Here is a 16,667-nt window from a genome sequence, read left to right as displayed (position 1 = left end):
GGTGGAGGGAAGAACTGCAATCCCGCTAGCGTAACCGATTTGCCGCCAATGATCCCGTTTTTGCTGACGCTCCCTAAACCCGCGTCGGACTCAGCAAACCCTGGCAAGTCGCGCGCTGCGCATCGGCTGCCGGCAGCTTGCCGCACACTGTGTCCAGCTGCTGCCGCAGCCGCCCCAGCACGGCCTGGTGCTTGCCGTCGCCGTTCCAGGCATTGAGTTTTTGCCCAAGACGCTCCAGCACCGAACGATTGCGCTCGTAGAATGCATTCTGGGTGCCGCCCAGTTCCTGCAGCACGCCATGCGCGACCTTTTCTATGCGTCCTTCATCTTGCGGCGCCAGTTCCAGCAGGCCCGACAGATACGCCACGCCCCATTGCAGGCGCGTCGCCGGTCCCTGCGCTGCCTGGTAAGCCTGCTCATACCAGTTGACGGCGCCGCTCTTGTCGCCGCGCTTCTTGGCATTCGACGCCAGGCTCAGCATGAAATAGTAAGGTGCATGCGAACGCTTCAGCTCGGCTTTCAGCAAGCTGTCGGAATCGTCCAGCAAACCAGCGTCGCTCAAAGCATGGGCGCCGGCATTGATCACCGATTGCCGCTCATAGGCATCGGTAGTGGCAGTATCGGCTTGCGCCACCCGCTGCCGCACATCTTTCAGCAAGGCCGACGCCAGCGCGCCGTCCGGCGTATCGATGCGGGCCAACGACACTTGCGCCGCCAGCGCTCCCAGGCGATCGGTCTTGGACAAGGTGCTGTCGCCGGACAAACGCTGCACGGCGCTGTTCCAGGCTGCGATCAGCTTGGTGCGGGACGGCGATTTCGGCACGGTCGCCAGCTGCACCAGCTCAGCCGGGTAGTTGGTCAGGATATCCATATTCTCGCGCGCGGTATGGGCATCGCTCACCGCCTTGGTCAGCTGCGCCGCGGCCGCCGTTTTGTCGACGCCGGCTGCTGCATCGCCTCCCTTGGTCGCGGCCGCCACCAGCGCGCTCAGGGCCAGGCGATTGGCGCTGTCGCCCGGCGGGCAGGCTGCCGCCAGCTTGTTCAAGGCAGGCACCAGTTCCTTGCCGCTGACCAGCTGCTGTTCATCGGTATCCCAGGAGTAATAAGCCAGCAAACGCCACTCGTCTGCGCTCAGCTTGCCGCCGCCGAGCGCGGCCTGCAAGGTTTGTTTGACCGGCCGGTTGGCGCTGATGCCGAGCGTCAGCGTCTGCAGATAACGGTCGGCGTCGACTTCGCCAGGCAGCCGGGTGATTTCCGTGCCGTCGGGCTTGAACAGGATCATGGTCGGATAACCGCGCACCTTGAAGCGCTCGCCGAGTTTCTGGGCGCCGGCGCTGTCGCCGTCGATATGCACCGGCACAAAAAACCGCGAGCGCTCGATGAATCCTTGGCGGTTGAAAATCGTCGCCTTGACCTGGTTGCAGGGCGGGCACCAGGTCGCGCCCCAGTACAGGAACAGCGGCTTGTTATGCGCCTTGGCAAAGGCGAAAGCAGCATCGACGTCGCCGTCGTACCAGTTGATGCCGTCCACCGCGGCGGCCGTCGCTGCCGTTCCCGGCCTGGACTGGGCCGCGCTCAGCGCGACGCCCGGCGCGGCAGCGCACAGCAGGGCCGCCAACATGGCGGCGGTAGCGGGTAGAGTCTTCATCTTGTACTCATATAAACAAACAGTTAAAACCGCAACCGGTTTAGGGACAGACCCTTAGCCGGTTGCAGCCATCAGATATCTGCTACGAACCAAAGTGGTAATTGAATTCCACCCAGCCCTGGCGGCCATAGGGGTTGTAATTACCTACAGGATAATACGGCCAACCGGCGCTGTTGTCTTGCTTCACCGAATTGAACACATTGTTGACGATCAGCGTGATCGACGCCTGCGGGCTGATCTGGTAACTGGCGCTCAGGTTGACCAGTGCGAACGGCGAAACGCGCGCGGTCTGGTCGGCGTTGGGCAAGCTGCCGTAGCGCGTGACCTGCACGGTGCTGGTCCATTTGTCGCGCAGCCAGGTGACGCTGGCATTGACCTTGGAGCCCCAGTCGGCATTGGTCAGCGAATTCAGCTCATCCGTGTCAGGATCGTTGGAAAACTGCTTGTAGTGGTGGCTGAGCACCTTGGTGTAGTTGGCCTTCAGCAGGAAATCGCCGGCGCCGCCCGCCTTGATGCGCCATTTGCCGCTGATATCCAGGCCGCTGGTGCGCTCCTGCGCCGCATTGATCGGATTGACCAGGATGTTCTGGATCGCGTTCGGATTGAAGATCGCATTGGCCGGATTGCGCTGCACCCGCCGCAGCGCGTCGACGCAGGTCGGCGAATTGGGGTCCAGCTCGCCGTTGCGGCAGTTGGCTTCGTTGTGCAGGATGGTGTCCGGATCCAGATTGGTCACCAGGTTGTCGATCTGGATGCGCCAGAAATCGGCCGATATGTCGAAGTTCGAGCTTGGCGACCATACTGCGCCATAACTCCACGATTTGCCGTTCTCGGATTTCAGGTCCTTGCTGCCGGTCTGGATGTAGTTCGCGCCCGGCGAATAATTGTTGTAGTCGCAGCCGGCCAAAGGCTGACCTGCCTGCTGGCAGCGGTAATAGTCGGTAGTCGACGAATAATAACCGCGGGTGGTCGACGAGTAGATGTAGTTCATGTCGGGTGCGCGGAAACTGGTCGCATAGTTACCGCGGAACAGCAGGGTCTTGGCAGGACGGAATTCGAGCCCGGTGTTATAGGTGAATTTGCCGTCGTTGCGGCCGGCGAAGCTGTATTCGTCGTAGCGTCCGGCGACGGTGGCAACCAGCTGCTTGAGGATAGGGATATTCAGTTCCGTTCCCAAGGCATAGCGCTGGCGTGAGCCGCTGGCGCCGTTGGCGGCTGCCTGGTTGTAGAACACGCCCTGGTTGATCTGCGGATCGGGCGTGTTGCTGAAACCCTGGCTGCCGAATTCGGTCACCGCCGCCAGCCGCACCGGTCCGGCCGGCAGGTTGAACAGCTCGCCGTTGGCGCTCAGGCTCAGGGTCTGAGTCCAGGATTTGTCGCGGCTGATGGCTTCGCCGGTGATCGAATTGAACTGGTCCGGGGTCAAGGGCCGGGACAGCCGGCTGGGATCGGGCGCATAGATGGCGACGCCGTCGGCGTCGTAGCCAAGGCGCGGGCCGAGGAAAAAGCTGTCGACGCTGTTGAGCAGCAAAGGCGTGGTTTTGCGGCTGGTGTAAGCGGAAATGTTGTAAGCCGCTTCATAATTCCAGCTGCTGGTCGACGGGATATCGCCGCGTATGCCCACCGTCAGGTTGGCCGCGACGTCGTTCCATTTGCGATTATAGCGTGTCGCCGCGCCGATTTCTTCCGGTGAAATGCGGCGCGACCAGCTTTCGTTGGCGCCGCTGTTCTGGTTGAAAAAATAACTGTTGCCGACTGCTTCCGAAGTCCAGCTGGGGCCGCGCGTATTGTTTTGCGTGGCGTTAAAACCCAGCATCAGGTCGCTGAACACTTCGGTCTTGGCGCTTAGCTGGTAACTCAGGCTGCCGAACAGGTTTTCGCTTTCGTTCTGGGTCATGGTGGTCCAGAACGCGGGCTGCGCCTTGCCGCTGCCGCAATACGCGCCGGATTTCGACTGCACCCTGACTACGCTGTCGTAGAACAGGTTGCCGAGCTGGCTGCAGGTCGCACCCGGATCGACGTACTTGCCGCTGTCGACGTTCTGGCGCGACAATATGCGCGTCGGCGCAGTGCCGTCGGACGAGGTCGACGACATGAAATCGCGCTGGCGGCTCCAGACCGGCTGGGTGCGGCTCAGTTCTACCCCGAACACTCCGCTCAGGTTGCCGCTGCTGCCGCCGCCGGTGAGCTGGATCCGCTGGTTGGAACCGCCGCCATGCTGGGTGCCGCCGGCCTTGATGTTGAAATCGATGCCGCTGACCTGTTTTTTGGTGATGATATTGACCACGCCGGCAATCGCATCCGAGCCGTAGATGGCGGAGGCGCCGCTGTTCAATATCTCGATGCGGTCCACCAGCGCCGACGGGATGTTGGCCAGGTTGACGAAGTTGACCGACCCGTCATAAGCCACCGGATAGTCGGCGATGCGCCTGCCGTTGAGCAGGATCAGCGTATGGTTCGGCCCCAGCCCGCGCAGGCTGATGGTGTTCGCTGCCGGCGTGAAGGTATTGCCGAAGTCGGCGCCCTGGGTCATGCCGGTATTCTGGGTCTGCGAACTGAGGGCATCGAACACATTGCGGTAGCCTTGCTTCTCGATATCTTCGCCGGTAATCACCGTGACGCTGGTCGGTCCTTCCTTGCTGGCGCGCGGAATGCGGGAGCCTGTTACCAGCACTGCTTTGGTGTCACTAGCTGCCGCGCTCTCATCCGCGGCCTGGGCATAAGCTGTTTGACAAAAACTCGGTATTGCATAAGCGATCAGCAGAGACAGCGCGGTTTGCGCCTGCAGGTTTTTGAATCTGTGCATGTAGTGCCATTCCTTCCCATGTATTCTTTTGTAAAGAACTGTTGCGCTCTTTAATGGGAGACGAGAATATAGTAGACAGGCGGCAATACAAACTGATGGTTTTACATATCCATATGCGCTGGATGCATGCAACAAGGTGTATTCCGTCCTCGGCTGGCGCAGGCGCGCGGGCCGATTCTGAAATTGTTTTTTTCCGGAGGCCAGCCCTATGCTGCTACACACCATCTATCTGATAGCGATCGTGGCGGAAGCCATGTCCGGCGCCATCATGGGCATGCGGCGCGACATGGACCTGTTCGGCATCTGCGTGGTCGGCACCATCACCGCGCTGGGCGGCGGCAGCATGCGTGACATCTTGCTGGGCAATTATCCGCTGGGCTGGATCGCCCATCCCGAGTACCTGCTGTTCACCATCGGCGCCGCCGTAGTCACCGCCCTGGTGGCGCGTTTCCTGCACCATTTGCGTAGCGTGTTCCTGGTGGTCGACGGCCTCGGCCTGGTGGCGTTCAGCGTGATCGGCTGCGACGTCGCCCGCGCCGCCGGCATGGCGCCCGGCATCGTGATCTTGGCCGGCATGATCACCGGCGTCTTCGGCGGCCTGCTGCGCGACGTGCTGTGCAACGAGATTCCGCTGGTGCTGCAGCGCGAGCTGTATGCGACCATCGCATTGTTTACCGGCGCCTTGTATGTCGGATTGTTACGGTGGGATGTCGATCCGTCGGCAGCGCCCCTGATCGCGATCGGCGCAGGTTTCCTGGTGCGCCTGCTGGCCCTGCGCTTCCACTGGAAACTGCCCAGCTTTAACGGCAGCGGCATCCGCGGTTTTGAATAGCAGTGTGCATGCTCCCGGCAAACACCGGCCGCCTTGAGAGCGGCTTTACCCGGCTTGCATTAGACTGGCTGTTTTCCGCGCCCGGCGCCGGCACATTTCCAAACAGATCAAAACCAGGAGCTTTCATGACCGACCTTTCTTCCTTCCCCATCACCAAAAAATGGCCCGCCCAGCATCCCGAGCGGATCCAGCTGTACTCCCTGCCGACGCCCAATGGCGTCAAGGTCTCGATCATGCTGGAAGAAACCGGCCTGCCTTACGAGCCGCATCTGGTCAGCTTCGACAGCAACGACCAGACCTCGCCTGAGTTCCTGTCGCTCAATCCGAACAACAAGATCCCGGCCATCCTCGATCCGGACGGCCCGGATGGCAAGCCGCTGCCGCTGTTCGAATCCGGCGCGATCCTGATTTACCTCGCCGACAAGAGCGGCCAGTTCATGCCGAAGGACCCGGCCGGCCGCTATGAAACCATCCAGTGGCTAATGTTCCAGATGGGCGGCATCGGACCGATGTTCGGTCAGCTCGGCTTTTTCAATAAATTCGCCGGCAAGGATTACGAAGACAAGCGTCCGCGCGACCGCTATGTGGCGGAATCGAAGCGCCTGCTGGCGGTGCTCAACCAGCGCCTGGCCGAGCGCAGCTGGATCATGGGCGATGCTTACACCATCGCTGACATCGCCACCTTCCCCTGGGTGCGCAACCTGATCGGCTTCTACGAAGCGGGCGACCTGGTGGGCATTGCGGATTTCCCGCATGTCACGCGGGCGCTCCAGGCATTCGTGGCGCGGCCGGCGGTGGCAAAAGGCTTGACGATTCCGCAGCGCGGCTGAGCCCAACCCGGCAGATCGCAGCCCGGCGGAACCTGGCGGCTACTCAAAGCGGGGATGGTGCGATAAAATTGCCCATCCCATCACATTTGGACCGCCATGTCATCGCGCCGAAAATTCCTGCAGAAGAGCTTGTTCCTGACCGCCTCCGGACTTTTTGCCAGCCAGCTGCCATTGACCGCACCGGCGGCTTTCGCAAAAGAGGCTCCGGCCGACGCGCCGCCGATGGATCCGCCGCCGGACATCTTCGACGCGCAACTGGTAGACATGGAGTTCTGGCTCAAGCCGCGGGTGCTGGAAGTGACGCGCCCCGCCAGCGGCGAACGCGCCAAGCTGCTGTACTGGAAAGACGGTGAAATCCAGGAATCGGCCTATCAGCAGCTGTGCCACCTGCTGCGCGATGTCCAGGGCAAGCAGGTAGCGCCGATAGATCCCAAGCTGCTCGAAACCTTGTGGGGCACCCAGGCTTTTATCGCCCGCTATGGCATCAGCCAGCCGCTGGAAATCCTGTCGGGATTCCGCACCGCAGCCACCAACAAGCACCTGATCGAAACCGGCGTGCCGGCGGCGCGCAAGTCACTGCACCTGGAAGGCCGCGCAGCCGACATCCGCCTCACGCAACTGGATGCGGACGTGCTGGGCGGCCTGATACGCAGCTTCCGCCAGGGCGGCGTCGGCTTCTATTACCGGCCCGGGAAAAACGGCGGCTGGATCCATGCCGATACGGGACTGCAGCGCACCTGGAAAGGATGATTGTCCGCAGCCCCGCAGCTATTGTTCTTCCGCAAAAAGAATTGCTTCAGATACGCTCGATGATCAGCGCAATGCCTTGACCGCCGCCAATGCACATGGTGATCAAGCCATAGCGCTTGTTAGTACGAATCAGTTCATACAGGCACTTGACCGCAATGATCGTCCCGCTTGCACCCAAAGGATGACCCAGCGCGATAGCACCGCCATTGACGTTGGTCAGCTTGGGATCCAGGCCCAGCCCTTTGCATACGCCCAGCGACTGCGCAGCGAACGCTTCGTTCGATTCAATCACCGCCATGTCCTGCAAGCTCAGGCCGGCGCGCTTCAAGGCCAGCTGGACGGCCGGGATCGGACCGGTGCCCATGATGGTCGGATCGACCCCCGCCACCCCATAGGAAACCAGGCGCGCCAGCGGCGTGCGTCCGGCGCGGACTGCAGCCCCTGCTTCCATCAGGACGCAAGCCGCGGCGCCGTCGTTGATGCCGGAAGCATTGCCGGCGGTGACCGTGCCGCCTTCTTTCTTGAACGCCGGCTTCAGCTTGGCCAGCGACTCCAGGGTGGCATCGGCCTTCGGATATTCATCGGTATCGAATAACACAGCGCCTTTGCGCGTCTTGATTTCGACCGGCACGATCTGCGACTTGAAATAGCCGGCGGCGATAGCCGCAGTAGCCCGTTTCTGGCTTTCCAGCGCGAAGGCATCCTGCTCTTCACGCGAAATGCTGTATTTCTCCGCCACGTTTTCAGCAGTGATCCCCATATGGCCGCCGCCGAACGGATCGGACAGGGCGCCGATCATCATGTCGACCATCTTGATGTCGCCCATGCGTGCGCCCCAGCGCGCGGCTTGTGTCCCATACAGCGAGCGGCTCATGCTTTCGACGCCGCCGCCGACCGCGACATCGGCCTCGTCCAGCTGGATGGCGTTGGCCGCCGTGATGATCGCTTGCAGACCCGAGCCGCATAGCCGGTTCAAGGTCAGCGCAGTGGATTCCTTGCCCATGCCGGCATTCAGGCCCACCACGCGCGATACATACATGTCGCGCGCCTCGGTGTGGATGACGTTGCCGAATACGATCTGGCCGGCCTGCAGCGGATCGACGCCGGCGCGCGCAAAGGCTTCTTTCACCGCCACAGCGCCCAGCTCGCCCGGCGCCAGGTCCTTCAACGCGCCGCCATATGCGCCGATAGCGGTACGGGCAGCGCCGACGATGACGACTTCTCTTGTATTGGCCATGTTTATCTCCTTGTTGGTTTGACGATGCGACGGCAATGCTTGCTGCCCTGTCAATGCGGCAGACCAAGCCCACAACGCTACTTTAGCAGGCATCCGCCCCTTCAGCCGAGGCCTGCTGCCGGAATTGCTTGGGTGTCATGCCCGTATGCCGCTTGAAGGCGCGGCTGAAGTAGGCGGGGTCCTGGAAACCCAGCTCATAGGCGATGCTGGCCACGCCGGACGGTACGTAAGTCAGCTTGCGCCTGGCCTCCAGCATCAGGCGCTGCTGCATCATGTCGAACGCAGACTTTCCGGCGAGCCTGAGGCACAGGCGATTCAGGCGGCTTTCCGTGACACGCAGCTTCTCGGCAAAGCGGCTCACTTGCCACTGCTCTTTGTAATGCTCTTCCACCAGCACCCGAAAGCGGCTGAACAGTTCGAAATCCTGGCGCCCGCTGCGGTCCGCCGAGCGGTGGTCGGAATGCAGCCGCACCAGCAGCAGCAAGACGCTGCGCGCCAGCCACTCCAGCATCAGGGTATGGCCGGCGCGCGGCCATGACGATTCCGTCATCAGCTGTTTCAGCAAGGTTTCGATGCGCTGCCGGCTGTCGTCGACTGCGCTCAGGGCGATCGCCAGCGGCTCCACGAAAATCGTCGAAAACAAGGTCGCATGCACGCCCAGCTTGTCGGCAAACAGCAGGTTCTGGTCGACCGTCAGGACAAACCCCTGTGCTTCCCTGGAAAAATCGAAACCGTGCACCACCGAAGGGTGGATGGTGATCGCCACCGGCCCTTCGCATTCCCACAGCCCGGAGTCGATCTCGGCATGCACATGGCCGCCGAACAGGAACAGGATCTGGAACAGGCCGCGGTGGGTATGGCTCTGGATATGCCAGTCGTGCAACCGGCTGCGCGTTTCTATCAGCTCGATATGGACAAATTCGGCATTCTCGGCCGCCGCGTTTTCGCCATACAGGGCGAATTGCGGGATGTCTCCGTTTATGGTTTTTTTGACTGCATGCCGAACGTCCATGTCCTGCTTCCTGAAAGAGGCGACTGTCAAAATAGTACAAGTTATTTCTCATTTCATCCATTTTTTACCGGCGCTGGCTGGACTAGGATTTATATCCATCGGGATGTACAAAAAAAATCATCAAAAAAATGGAGAAGACCAATGCAAACCCAAGTAGCCATCATCGGCGCCGGTCCGGCCGGACTGTTGCTGTCGCACCTGCTGCACCTGAACGGCATCGAATCTGTGGTTCTGGAAAGCCGCAGCCGGAGCGAGATCGAGGCCACCATCCGCGCCGGCGTGCTGGAACAGGGCACGATGGATATCCTCAATCAAAGCGGGGTCGGCGCCCGCATGCAGCGCGAGGGTGTGGTGCATCACGGCATCGAACTGGCCTTCGGCGGCCGCCGCCACCGCATCGACCTGACCGAACTTACCGGACGCTCGATCACTGTCTATGCGCAACACGAGGTGATCAAGGACCTGGTGGCCGCCCGCCTTGCCGCTGAAGGAAAAATCCTATTCGAAGTGAGCGACGTCAGCCTGCACGATCTCCAGGGCGAGACCCCTTCGGTGCGCTATACGCACCTGGGAGAACCCGCTGTGCTGCAAGCCGATTTCGTGACCGGCTGCGATGGCTTCCATGGTGTTTCGCGCCCTGCCATTCCTGAGAATCCGCGCCAGGATTTCCAGCGCAGCTACCCGTTTGGCTGGTTCGGCATCCTGGTCGAGGCGCCGCCGTCTTCGGACGAACTGATCTACGCCCAGCATCAGCGCGGCTTCGCCCTGGTAAGCACGCGCTCGCCGACGGTGCAGCGCCTGTATTTCCAATGCGATCCCAAGGACCAGGTAGACAATTGGTCGGACGACCGCATCTGGTCGGAACTGAACACGCGGCTGGCGTGCGCAGACGGCTGGGCGTTGAAAGAAGGCCGCATATTCCAGAAAAACATCATCGGCATGCGCAGTTTTGTCTCTACCCCGATGCAGTACGGCCGGCTGTTCCTGGCCGGCGACGCCGCCCATATCGTGCCGCCCACCGGCGCCAAGGGCCTCAATCTTGCCGTCTCGGATGTACGCCTGCTGGCGAGCGGATTCGAGCAGTTCTACCGGGACGGCCGGCAAGACCTGCTGGCGGGATATACCGAGGCAGCGCTCAAGCGTGTCTGGCGCGCCGAGCATTTCTCCTGGCGGATGACCAGCATGCTGCACAATTTCGACGGCGCGTCGCCCTTCCAGCAACAATTGCAGCGGGCCGAACTGGATTATGTGGTCACGTCCCGCGCCGCAGCCACGGCGCTGGCCGAAAACTACGTCGGCATGCCGTTTTAAACAGCAGATGCGTTGCAAACAATAGCTAATTTGGGCGCATATCGCACAATACGTGCGATATGCGTTTACTACGCGACATCACTGTCTTGATGTGGAATAGGACAAACCCTAGTATTCAGCAAACCGGAAACAAGCACAGACTTGCACAATATTAACAATAAGCGGCAACAAGCAACACGGCAGGGCGGCTGCTTGCGCTTTGGCGACAAAAGATAAAAACATAAAATTCAGGAGACAAAGCTATGCGCACCAGCCTGCGGCAATCGTTTGCCGCCCCTACCATCCATGCCGTTCGCAGCGCCGCGGTGCTCCAGCCGCGCACCGGGAGCGCAACATGACGGCCAGGCAGACCATCGATGTCCAGCAGTTCATCGACGACAAACCATTTTCCCTCTACCAATGGCTGATCCTCGGACTATGTTTCCTGATCATCGCGATTGACGGTTTCGACACCGCCATCATCGGCTTCCTGGCGCCCGCCTTGAGCCAGGAATGGCATGTAGAAAAAGCGGCGCTGGTGCCGGTGCTGAGCGCCGCGCTGGTGGGACTGGCGGTCGGCGCGCTGCTGGCGGGGCCGCTGGCCGATCGCATCGGCCGCAAGAAAGTGCTGCTGGCATCGGTCCTGCTGTTCGGCTTCTGGACGCTGATGTCTGCGTTCGCCGGCTCGATCCAGATACTCACGGTACTGCGTTTCCTGACCGGCCTGGGACTGGGTGCGGCGATGCCGAATGCAGTGACGCTGATGTCGGAATATGCGCCGCAGCGCAAACGCTCGATGATCGTCAACACCATGTTCTGCGGTTTCACCCTGGGCTCGGCGCTGGGCGGTTTTGTAGCCGCCTGGATGATCCCGCGTTACGGCTGGCACAGCATGTTCATCGTCGGCGGCTGCCTGCCGCTGCTGTTGGCGATGTTGCTGCTGCAGCTGCCGGAATCGCCGCGTTTCATGGTGGTGCGGCGCTGGCCGGATAAAAAAATCGCCGATGTGCTGAACCGCATTGCGCCCGGATCGATTACCTCGGAAGCGCAATTTACCGTGCCTGAACTGGTCGCCCTGGCCGGGAAAACCGCGCTGGCGGTGATTTTCTCGGCACGCTACCGGTTCGGCACGCTGATGCTGTGGCTGACTTATTTCATGGGCTTGCTGATTTTCTATCTGCTGACCAGCTGGATGCCGACGCTGATCAAGAACGCCGGGTTTTCCATCTCCCAGGCCAGCAACATCACGGCGCTGTTTCCCTTGGGTGGAGTGATAGGCACCCTGGCGGTCGGCTGGCTGATGGACCGCATGAGCGCGCACAAGGCGATTGCGATCACCTACGTGCTGACCGGGATTTTTGTCTACGCCATCGGCCACGGCACCGGCGACGCGGTGCTGCTCGGCGTGCTGATGTTCGTCGCCGGACTGTGCATGAACGGCGCGCAGTCGTCGATGCCGGCGCTGGCCGCCGGTTTCTATCCGACCCAGGGCCGCGCCACCGGCGTCGCCTGGATGCTCGGCATCGGCCGCCTCGGCGGCATCCTGGGCGCAGCAATCGGCGGCCAGCTGCTGCAGTTCGGCTGGGGCCTGAGCGCCATCTTCAGCATGCTGGCGCTGCCGGCTTTCGTCGCCGCCGCGGCGCTGCTGTTCAAGCACCTTCATTTGAGATCGCACGGGCAGCTAAGCATGAGCAGCTGATTTTACGGAACCGCGCTCCTCGGCTGCGATGAGATAAGCCGGTTTCCCTTACCACCACGCATACCTGGCGGCGAAGCTCACGCTTCGCCCAGGCCGCGTATCGCCTTTTGATTCTTGCAGCAACACCTGACCATAAAAAATCCGGAGACAAAATCATGAAAAAAACACTTCTTGCCGCATTTTTTGGATTAACCGCAATTACCGGCGCAGCGCACGCGCAAAGCACCAACGTCACCATCTACGGCATCATCGACAGCGGCATCGAGTTTGCCAATAACGGCAAGGACAGCCTGAACCGTGTGCAAAGCGGCAGCCTCAGCCAGAGCCGGATAGGTTTCACCGGGACGGAAGACCTGGGAGGCGGATTGCGGGCGCTGTTCACACTGGAAAACGGCTTCAATGTCGACAACGGTTCGTTCGCCCAGACCGGCCTGCTGTTCGGCCGCCAGGCTTTCGTCGGCCTGGGATCGAATGCCGGCGCCGTCACGCTGGGGCGCCAATACGAACCGCTGCATTCGATGCATGTCAAATTCAGCACGCACGCAGTCGGCTTCGGCGATGCCTCGGCAGCCTACGTGCCGGCCATCGAAGATGTGCGTCTCGACAATTCGATCAAGTATGTTTCGCCGGTGTTTGCCGGCGTGACGCTGACGCTGTTCTACGCCTTGGGAGAAAACACCACGGTGGCGACCGACAGCAAATCGTACGGCAACCTGTTCAACATCCAGGCCAATTACGATAACGGTCCGCTGTCCGCGGCGGTGAGCTACGCCTCCAAGAAAAAAACACCTTCCGCACCGGACAACATCACCAAATACCTGGCTGCGGCCGTGTCTTATGACTTCGTCTTCTTGAAACCTTACCTGGTGGCTGAAACGGTGCGCAACGATGCCAGCAGCGCCGCCATTCCGGATTACGATTTCTGGTCGCTGGCAATGGATGTCCCGCTTGGCGGCGGCCGCCTGAATTTCAGCTACGGCAGCCTGAAAAACAAGAGCACGGCGAATGCCAACTCACGCAGCTACGGCGTGGTGTACGACTACGACCTGTCGAAACGGACTACCTTGTACACCGGCTACTCGCGCGTCAGCAACGATGCCGGAGCGAGCTTTGGCGTCGGATCGGCGAACGGCAATGAAGTCGCCGCAGCCAATGCGGGCGCCGACCCGCGTGCCCTCATATTCGGCCTACGCCATAAATTCTGAGCCGGGCAACAACAGGGAAATCTATTGCGCAACGTGCAACGTTGCGGCCGACGATATGCGATATGCGCGTTGACGTACAGCGTTGATGGCAAAGCACATGCAACTTTATTATGACGGGACGCTGGCAAAATAGCGGGAATGCTTTTGCCAGCGCCGTTGTCAAAGACATGAGTCGACCCATCAAAACCATACAATCAGCCGCAATTTCATTTTCCAGGCCAGATCGCGGAAGGAAAACCCATGCATACTCCACAAGAACCGCCTGAAGAAGCACCTCCTGGCAAGCCCGTCCCCGACACTCCTCCGCCGGTCGAGGACCCGATACCTGGCAACGTACCCATACCGGTCGAGGAACCGTTTCCTGATCCCGATCCGCTTTGATTCAGCGATTGAATGACTAAGCTGCCTGCGCCAGATTGTTCGGCAATTTCGGTGTCCTAGACCAGGTTGATCACGACATCGATATTGCCCCGCGTAGCCTTGGAATACGGACAGGTCTGGTGTGCGGCGTCCGTCAGGGCTAGGGCGACTTCGCGTTCCAGTCCGGGCAGGCTGACGTTAAGGCGGGCCTGCAGGAAGTAAGCGGCGCCGGTGACGCCCAGGTCCACTTCCGCATCAACCGCCAGGTCCGGCGGCAGGACGACTTTCATTTTTCCGGCAGCAATCCCCATCGCACCGATGAAACAGGCCGACCAGCCGGCTGCGAACAGCTGCTCCGGATTGGTGCCGCCGCCGGCGCTGCCGGGCGACGAAAGCTTGATGTCGAGCCGGCCGTCGGAGCTGCGTGAAGCGCCGTCCCGCCCTCCCGAGGAGGTGTGGGTTTTACCTGTGTACAGTACTTTTTCGAGTTGGGTCATGGTGGGTTCCTGGCAGATTCTGGTTGATTCGGATAGCCGGCGCGGTCGCTGCATGGATGCTCTCTGCCGGTGCGCGTCGCCTGGAAAAACCGGGCGACTGCTGCAAAGTATGCGTATCGTCTGTATCTGAAGTGTGTATCGCCGGCGCGCTTTTTGTATGCAGGCGTACCCTGGCTGTAAGCGGATACACGCGCATACAAAAGTGGCGGTTCAGCTACCCAGGTTCTTCAATGTCAGCCGGGCTTCCAGCCCGCCGCCGGCACGGTTGTGCAAAGACAGCGTGGCGTCCATGGCAAGGGTGAGCTGGCGTGCGATGGCAAGGCCGAGCCCGGTGCCGCCGGTATGGCGGTTGCGCGACGCTTCGAGCCGGTAGAACGGCTCGAACACAGCTTCCAGCGCATCTGCCGGGATGCCGGGTCCGCGGTCCAGCACCTCAATCCTCACCTGGCCATCTTGCTGCATCGCCACCATGACCTCAGCCGCCCCGGCATATTTCAGTGCATTGTCGACCAGGTTGCCAAGGATGCGGCGCAGCGCCTGCGGCCGCGTCACCAGCGCATTGGCGACCTTGCCCTGCAAGGTAACGTCCTGGCCGGCATCGGTGTAGTCGCACACCAGGCTGTCGAACAAGGCGTCGGGATCGATGCGGCACGGCGTTTCAGCGGCGCCGTGCAAGGTGCGCGCATAGGCCACGCCTTCTTTCACCAGGGTTTCCATTTCCAGCAAGTCCTGCTGCAGCTTGGCATGTTGCGGGTTTTCATCCATGACATCGACGCGCAGCCGCATGCGGGTGATCGGCGTTTGCAGGTCATGCGAAATCGCCGCCAGGATCTGGATCCGTTCCGCCATGTAGATGGCAATGCGGTCCTGCATCGCATTGAACGCCTTGGCGGCGCGCGCCACCTCGCTGGGCCCGGTTTCTGCCAGTCGCGCAGCTTTCAGGTCCGGTCCCAATGCATCGGCGGCCTGCGCCAGCTGGTACAGCGGCCGTGTCGCCAGCCGTACCGCCAGCCAGCAGCAGACGGCCAGCACCGCCAGCTGCAATGCCAGCACCAGCGGCAGCCAGGGCGACAGCGGCAGGCCGGCTATCGGCCGGACGTCGATGGTCAGCGGCATGCCGTCGCTCAGCCGCAGGTGCACCTGGAAGTGCTCACGCGGGCCGGGGATGGCATTCACGGTCAGCGGATAGGTGGTGCCGATGCCGGCGGCGATCGATGCCGCCACCAGGGCCGACAGGCGGGCATCCGGCGGCACGCCGGCAATGCCGGCGCCGAGTTCGAACACATAGTTGCGCCGCGCCAGCCGCGGCAGCCACGCCGGGCGTTCGGCAGCCGGCAGATGATCGAGCAGGGCTACCGAACTGGCTACCTCGCGCTCGATATTACCCATCATCATGTTGGTGACGGCCTGGTTGCGTTCGGTCATGGTGAGCCAGAACGACATCATTTGCGCCAGGGCCAGCCCCACGCACAGGATCAGGGCCAGCCGGGCGAACAGCGTGCGCGGCCAGTGCAGCGGCAGCTTCACTGCTGGCCACCGAGAAGGGTGACCGCCGCCGAGAACACATAACCTTCACTGCGCAGGGTCTTGATGTAGCGCGGCTCGCGTGCCGTGTCCTGCAGCCTCTGGCGCAGCCGACTGACCAGCAGATCGATAGAACGGTCGAACTGGTCCGACTGCCGGCCCTGCGTCAGGTTGAGCAGCTGGTCGCGCGTCAGCACCCGCTGCGGATGGTCGAGGAACACCCGCAGCAGGCGGTATTCGGCTCCGCTCAGGGCGACCATGGTGCCGTCGGCATCCAGCAGGTGGCGCGCCGTGGTGTCGAGCCGCCAGTCGCCGAAAGCCAGCAGCTGGGCCGCTTCGGTAACCTGCATGTTAACCGGCAGCATGCGCGCCCGGCGCAGCACGGCACGGATCCGCGCCAGCAGCTCGCGCACCGCAAACGGTTTTGCCAGGTAATCATCCGCTCCCATCTCCAGGCCGATGATGCGGTCGGTTTCTTCGCCGCGGGCGGTCAGCATCAGTACCGGCACCGTGCGCCATTTGCCGGCGCGCAGATCGCGGCAGAGCGCCAGGCCGTCTTCGCCCGGCAGCATCAGGTCGAGCACGATCAGGTCCGGCGCACCCTGCTCCAGCACGGCGCGCATCTGCCGTCCGTTGGCAGCCAGCGAGGTGCGCATGCCGTTTTTTTCGAGATAGCCGGCAAGCAGTTCACGGATGCCGCGGTCGTCGTCGACGATCAGTACGTGGTCTGGATTTTCCATTTGGGAATCATACCTTACGGCGTCTTTGACATGGGCGGCTGACATGGATCAGGTCGCAGTGCAACGGGGCACCCAGTTCCGTCGCCAGGCCGCCGGCGACAAAGGCCAGCATGGCAAGAAGCCGCCTCATGCCGGCTCCGCCGCGGCGGGATCTGTGCGGTGTTTTTGCGCAGTTTCTATATTCATTCCGGGTCTCCAGGATAGCAATGTTTGCTTTATAACGCGGATCCCGGGACG

General features: G+C 61.5%; 14 protein-coding genes. 7 read left to right on the top strand and 7 right to left on the bottom strand.

Annotated features, from left to right (window positions below; translation table 11 throughout):
• Positions 1–73: 73 nt before the first annotated feature.
• Together CFter6_RS03405 and CFter6_RS03400 are read right to left on the bottom strand one after the other, a co-directional pair.
• Positions 74–1,648 carry a thioredoxin family protein gene (locus tag CFter6_RS03405; protein WP_061538730.1) on the bottom strand — a complete coding sequence of 525 codons (1,575 nt, stop codon included), beginning with the start codon at positions 1,646–1,648 and terminating at the stop codon, positions 74–76.
• 82 nt (positions 1,649–1,730) lie between these two features.
• The gene (locus CFter6_RS03400) at positions 1,731–4,454 is read right to left on the bottom strand and encodes a TonB-dependent receptor plug domain-containing protein (protein ID WP_061538729.1); all 2,724 of its coding nucleotides are present in this window, start codon (positions 4,452–4,454) and stop codon (positions 1,731–1,733) included.
• Between the two features lie 208 nt (positions 4,455–4,662).
• Here CFter6_RS03400 and CFter6_RS03395 point away from each other — a divergent pair, with 208 nt between their 5' ends.
• The 3 genes from CFter6_RS03395 to CFter6_RS03385 all read left to right on the top strand — a co-directional run bounded on the left by CFter6_RS03395 (position 4,663) and on the right by CFter6_RS03385 (position 6,866).
• Positions 4,663–5,286, top strand: coding sequence for a trimeric intracellular cation channel family protein (locus CFter6_RS03395; RefSeq protein ID WP_061538728.1), 624 nt, complete (start codon positions 4,663–4,665; stop codon positions 5,284–5,286).
• Positions 5,287–5,411: 125 nt separating this feature from the next.
• The gene (locus tag CFter6_RS03390) at positions 5,412–6,116 is read left to right on the top strand and encodes a glutathione S-transferase N-terminal domain-containing protein (RefSeq protein WP_061538727.1); all 705 of its coding nucleotides are present in this window, start codon (positions 5,412–5,414) and stop codon (positions 6,114–6,116) included.
• 96 nt (positions 6,117–6,212) lie between these two features.
• Positions 6,213–6,866 (top strand): YcbK family protein, encoded by a 654-nt coding sequence (locus CFter6_RS03385; protein ID WP_061538726.1) that lies wholly within the window; start codon positions 6,213–6,215, stop codon positions 6,864–6,866.
• Positions 6,867–6,912: 46 nt separating this feature from the next.
• On the opposite strand, the gene CFter6_RS03380 is transcribed toward CFter6_RS03385, so the two are convergent.
• Complete coding sequence (locus CFter6_RS03380; RefSeq protein ID WP_061538725.1) at positions 6,913–8,103, bottom strand: acetyl-CoA C-acyltransferase family protein; 1,191 nt, start codon at positions 8,101–8,103, stop codon at positions 6,913–6,915.
• Between the two features lie 82 nt (positions 8,104–8,185).
• The gene (locus CFter6_RS03375) at positions 8,186–9,115 is read right to left on the bottom strand and encodes a helix-turn-helix domain-containing protein (protein ID WP_061538724.1); all 930 of its coding nucleotides are present in this window, start codon (positions 9,113–9,115) and stop codon (positions 8,186–8,188) included.
• A gap of 141 nt (positions 9,116–9,256) precedes the next feature.
• Here CFter6_RS03375 and CFter6_RS03370 point away from each other — a divergent pair, with 141 nt between their 5' ends.
• The 4 genes from CFter6_RS03370 to CFter6_RS25925 all read left to right on the top strand — a co-directional run bounded on the left by CFter6_RS03370 (position 9,257) and on the right by CFter6_RS25925 (position 13,690).
• Positions 9,257–10,426, top strand: coding sequence for a 4-hydroxybenzoate 3-monooxygenase (locus CFter6_RS03370; RefSeq protein ID WP_061538723.1), 1,170 nt, complete (start codon positions 9,257–9,259; stop codon positions 10,424–10,426).
• 334 nt (positions 10,427–10,760) lie between these two features.
• Positions 10,761–12,104, top strand: coding sequence for an MFS transporter (locus CFter6_RS03365; RefSeq protein ID WP_061538722.1), 1,344 nt, complete (start codon positions 10,761–10,763; stop codon positions 12,102–12,104).
• A gap of 155 nt (positions 12,105–12,259) precedes the next feature.
• Positions 12,260–13,309: a porin gene (locus tag CFter6_RS03360; RefSeq protein ID WP_061538721.1), complete on the top strand. Its 1,050-nt coding sequence runs from the start codon at positions 12,260–12,262 to the stop codon at positions 13,307–13,309.
• Between the two features lie 240 nt (positions 13,310–13,549).
• A complete protein-coding gene (locus CFter6_RS25925; protein ID WP_167351351.1) occupies positions 13,550–13,690 on the top strand; it encodes a hypothetical protein in 141 nt (46 codons plus the stop codon).
• A gap of 56 nt (positions 13,691–13,746) precedes the next feature.
• Here the strand turns inward: CFter6_RS25925 and CFter6_RS03355 are convergent, their stop codons facing one another.
• From CFter6_RS03355 to CFter6_RS03345, 3 genes are all read right to left on the bottom strand, one after another.
• A complete protein-coding gene (locus tag CFter6_RS03355; RefSeq protein ID WP_061538720.1) occupies positions 13,747–14,166 on the bottom strand; it encodes an organic hydroperoxide resistance protein in 420 nt (139 codons plus the stop codon).
• 210 nt (positions 14,167–14,376) lie between these two features.
• Complete coding sequence (locus tag CFter6_RS03350) at positions 14,377–15,693, bottom strand: sensor histidine kinase (RefSeq protein WP_061538719.1); 1,317 nt, start codon at positions 15,691–15,693, stop codon at positions 14,377–14,379.
• On the bottom strand, positions 15,690–16,430 hold the full coding sequence (locus CFter6_RS03345; protein ID WP_061538718.1) for a response regulator: 741 nt from the start codon (positions 16,428–16,430) through the stop codon (positions 15,690–15,692). The genes CFter6_RS03350 and CFter6_RS03345 overlap by 4 nt, the downstream gene beginning before the upstream one ends.
• Between the last annotated feature and the right edge of the window lie 237 nt (positions 16,431–16,667).

Origin of the sequence: Collimonas fungivorans (assembly GCF_001584145.1) — a bacterium.
Taxonomy (GTDB): domain Bacteria; phylum Pseudomonadota; class Gammaproteobacteria; order Burkholderiales; family Burkholderiaceae_D; genus Collimonas; species Collimonas fungivorans.
The sequence above is the reverse complement of the archived record's forward strand: the minus strand, read 5'-3'. Positions and strand labels throughout refer to the sequence as shown.